Here is a 3,980-nt window from a genome sequence, read left to right as displayed (position 1 = left end):
GGCACCTCACGATGCCCCTCCTCCCACATCACCGGGCATACGGATCACGTACCACGGCGATTCAGTGACTTGATTCAACCCGTTACCGTACTGCCAATTCCGGCAGTCCATAGCTCCGAAACAACCGGGCCGGTAAGGCTTCCCGCAGGGCCGGCGAATGACTCAGCCGCCACGGGCCGTGGGCTGATTTGGCGGTGTTCCAGGCCAGTTTGACCGAGACACCCCGCTTTCTCAGCTCACGATACCCCCTTCGGCCCCATTGCTTCCACACGTAACTTCTCATTCTCCGCCGTATCCACTTGTCCAGGTCTCGCAGCGGGCTCAGTACTTCGGCTGCATCGAAGTACGCTTTCCAATGTCAGCAACAGTGCTAAAAGTCCGTAAATTGTCAGGATAGATTGTCCTCCCGACCCGCATGGCCTTTTCTTGAAGGTGACGAAACCTGAAAGGAAAAGACTCATGCAAAGCCGAGAGGACTTTCTCATGATAAAGCAACTACGGGTACAAGGGGCACACATCGTGGACATTGCCCACCGGATTGGCTGTTCAGAACGCACTGTGCGACGTTATCTGGCCCTGCCAGCGCCACCGACGGGCAAGCCCAAAACGCGTCGGCCCAGCAAGCTGGACCCCTTCAAGCCTTTTATCGATCAGCAGTTGGCGAATGAGGTCTGGAACGCCGAGGTCATTTTCCAGCAGTTGCGAGAGCAAGGGTACAGCGGCTCCTCAACACTGGTCCGCGAGTACATACAACCCAAGCGCCCCCTTCGAGCCAGTAAGCAAACGGTTCGTTACGAGACGCAGCCGGGCAAGCAGCTCCAGCATGACTGGGGCCAGATCCGGACCGAAGTCGGTGGTCGGATCTGTACCGTCAACATCGCCGTGAACGTGTTGGGCTACTCCCGATACCTTCACGTCTGGGCCGGCCCACGCCAGGATGCTGAGCACACCTACGAGTCCCTGGTGCAAGCCTTCCGGTACTTTGATGGCGTCCCCGCCAGTGTTCTGGTGGATAACCAGAAAGCGGCGGTGGTGCGCCATGACCGTGATGGCAAGGTCACCTTCAATACCGGCTTCCTGGAGCTGGCCAATCATTATGGGTTCGTTGCCAAAGCCTGTCGTCCTCAGCGCCCCAGAACCAAGGGCAAGACCGAGCGGATGGTGGGCTACGTAAAGCACCACTTCTTCCAGCGGTACCGCAGCTTCGACAGCTACGCACACCTGAATCAGTTGCTGGAGCACTGGTTAACAACCTGTGCCCATCAACGTTTGCTGCGGCAGTTCCAGCAAACACCGCTGGAGCGGTTCGACGTCGAGAAGCCACACCTGCTGGCAAGGCCGGCAACGAACTTCGACACTCGATACTACGATGTCCGCCATGTCGGTTGGGATGCCTACATTGATGTCCGGGGGAATCGGTACAGTGTGCCCGCCCAGTGCTGTGGTCAGCAGGTCACGATCCGTATCAGCCTGGATGATGAACTGACCGTCTACGACATCCGTGGTCAGGAAGTGGCCCGCCACCGACTCACGGATCGCAAGGACGGCTGGCAGGTCTTGGAGGACCACCATAGCCCCTTGTGGCAGGACGTGATGCCGGTGCAGCACCGAAGCCTGGCGGTGTATGAGGAGGTGCTCCAATGAACCTTGACCAACTCCTCGACCGGCTCAAGATGGACCACCTCCAAGCCACGCTGGACAGTCTCTGTGAACATGCCAGCAAGAAAGACCTGAACTACCGGGAGTTCCTGGAACAGGCGCTGGCCCAGGAATGGGGTGGTCGCCACCAGAAAGGCCTGGATACCCGCCTGAAGCAGGCCCGGCTGCCCTGGATCAAAAGCCTGGAGCAATTCGACTTCAGCTTCCAGCCGAGCATCGACCGCAAGCTGATCCGGGACCTGTCCGGACTGGGGTTCGTGGAGCGCAATGAAAACGTGATCCTGCTCGGACCACCCGGGGTGGGTAAAACCCATCTGTCGGTGGCTCTTGGCGTGAAGGCTGCGGAAGCCGGGCACCGGGTTCTGTTCATGACTTTAGATCGCCTGGTAAGCACTCTGATGAAAGCGCGGCAGGAAAACCGGCTGGACCGGCAACTGCAACAACTGAGTTACCCGAAAGTCCTGATACTGGATGAGATCGGTTACCTGCCCATGACCCGGGAGGAAGCCAGCCTGTTCTTCCGGCTGATCAACCGTCGTTATGAGCGCGCCTGCACCATCCTGACGTCCAACAAGAGCTTTATGGACTGGGGTGAGGTGTTCGGAGATCAGGTCATCGCCACCGCAATACTGGATCGGCTGCTGCACCACTCAACGACACTGAACATCAAGGGCGAAAGCTACCGGTTGAAGGACAAACGGAAAGCCGGACTCGTTCCCGGTACTAGCCCACAACAGGAGGAACCTGAAGACACAGACACTCGAAAAGCGGTCACTGAAAACTGATGAAAACCGGACAATCTAAACTGATAAAATGCGGTCAAAACTCACTGTTGTTGACACCAACCAAGCAGGGTCTCTTTCAGATCTGCGATCACCTGGGCCAGTGAGTGGCCCCGTGTTCGGCGGCTCAGTATCCGGATCTGGGTTTTCAGCTTGCTGATGGCTTTGTCTGCCACCTTCAGTCGCTGCCCTTTCCGGCTGAGGGTGAAGCCCAGGAAGCTTCGCTTCCAGGGCCGGTCCACCGCGCTCTTTCGTGTATTCACTGTGAGCCTCAGCGAGTCCTCGATAAAGCGCGTCAGACTCACCATCACCCGCTCGCCTGCACGGCGACTGCCAACGTAGATCTGGCAGTCATCCGCGTAGCGGGCAAATTTCAGGTTGCGCCGTTCCAGCTCCCAGTCCAGTTCGTCCAGCACCACATTCGCCAGTACCGGAGACAGTGGCCCGCCTTGTGGCACGCCCTCGGGTGTCGGGGCTTTGCGGTTGCCGATCTGAACGCCTGCCTTCAGATACCAGTTGATCAGCCTGAGCAGCGGCCTGTCCGGCGTATGCCGTTTCAGCCGTGCCATCAGGCGATCGTGATTTACCCGGTCGAAGAAGGCTTCCAGGTCCAGGTCCACTACCCAGTTACGGCCTTCCCGAGCACAGTGCTGTCCGTATCGGACTGCCTGATGGGCAGAACGCCCCGGGCGGAAGCCATAGCTGTGTGGGTGGAAGCGGGGTTCCCAGTCCTGCTGGATCACCTGAGCGATTGCCTGCTGGATGAAGCGATCCAGCACCGTCGGGATACCCAGAGGGCGAGAACCGCCGTTGGCTTTGGGGATGGTGACCCGCCGGACCGGCTTGGGTCGGTAGGTCTGCTGGAGCAGTTGCTGCCGGATCTCGGGCCAATGTTGGCGCAGATAATCCGGTAGTTCATCCACGGTCATGCCGTCGATGCCCGGCGCTCCCTTGTTACGTCGAACCTGTTTCAGGGCGCGATTGAGGTTGTCCCTGCTCAATACACGCGCCATCCACGGTGAGGGTTGAACGGAGTGCGAGTTCTCCCGATTTCCGGCAACGGGTTCATCCCCTGGTTTCACCAGGGGCAGCACAAGCTGCTTTGCGGATGCCATCCCGTTTCCCTGCACGGACACTCGACTCCTGTCTCTGTTCGGGCCTTCGGTTCACGGGCGAACCTACTATGCCCTCGGCTGATTTCTGCCACGCGATCAGAGGCGATCGCTCGTCTCTCAGTGGGTCCGTCCACACGTGGCAGACCTCCCGGGGTAAGGCACAGAGCTTTCACGGCGTAGACGCCCGATTTATAAAGCACACCCCAGTCGCAGAAGGAGGGCTTCGCGGTCACGTGCCCGCTCGCCCCGGGTGTACCACACCTCGTATCGGGTTCCTGTTCGTCGCCCCGCCGCTTTGGATTGGGCTTCCTTCAGACCCCACCTCGCGATGACGCCCTTGCCCTTCTCCTAGCCTTCGGCTCTGCGAACACCTGGCAGGAGGACTTTCACCTCCCTAGTTCTGTGCCATGCCCGGCACACACGC

Annotated in this window: 3 protein-coding genes and 1 pseudogene; 2 read left to right on the top strand and 2 right to left on the bottom strand. The window is 59.2% G+C overall.

Annotated elements, in window-relative coordinates; translation table 11 throughout:
* Positions 1-82: 82 nt before the first annotated feature.
* A pseudogene (locus C7H10_RS03170) lies at positions 83-343 on the bottom strand (group II intron reverse transcriptase/maturase); the annotation flags it as partial.
* A 116-nt stretch (positions 344-459) separates the two neighbouring features.
* On the opposite strand from C7H10_RS03170, the gene istA reads away from it, so the two are divergent.
* Both istA and istB read left to right on the top strand, forming a co-directional pair.
* Positions 460-1,644 carry an IS21 family transposase gene (gene istA / locus C7H10_RS03165; protein ID WP_106693727.1) on the top strand — a complete coding sequence of 395 codons (1,185 nt, stop codon included), beginning with the start codon at positions 460-462 and terminating at the stop codon, positions 1,642-1,644.
* Entirely contained in the window at positions 1,641-2,444 is an 804-nt protein-coding gene (gene istB / locus C7H10_RS03160) for an IS21-like element helper ATPase IstB (RefSeq protein WP_106693726.1), read from the top strand. The genes istA and istB overlap by 4 nt, the downstream gene beginning before the upstream one ends.
* Before the next feature lie 41 nt (positions 2,445-2,485).
* Here the strand turns inward: istB and ltrA are convergent, their stop codons facing one another.
* The gene (ltrA, locus tag C7H10_RS03155) at positions 2,486-3,556 is read right to left on the bottom strand and encodes a group II intron reverse transcriptase/maturase (RefSeq protein ID WP_244178170.1); all 1,071 of its coding nucleotides are present in this window, start codon (positions 3,554-3,556) and stop codon (positions 2,486-2,488) included.
* Positions 3,557-3,980 lie beyond the last annotated feature (424 nt).

The sequence above is a fragment of the Marinobacter shengliensis genome (assembly GCF_003007715.1).
Lineage (GTDB): Bacteria > Pseudomonadota > Gammaproteobacteria > Pseudomonadales > Oleiphilaceae > Marinobacter > Marinobacter shengliensis.
The sequence above is the reverse complement of the archived record's forward strand: the minus strand, read 5'-3'. Positions and strand labels throughout refer to the sequence as shown.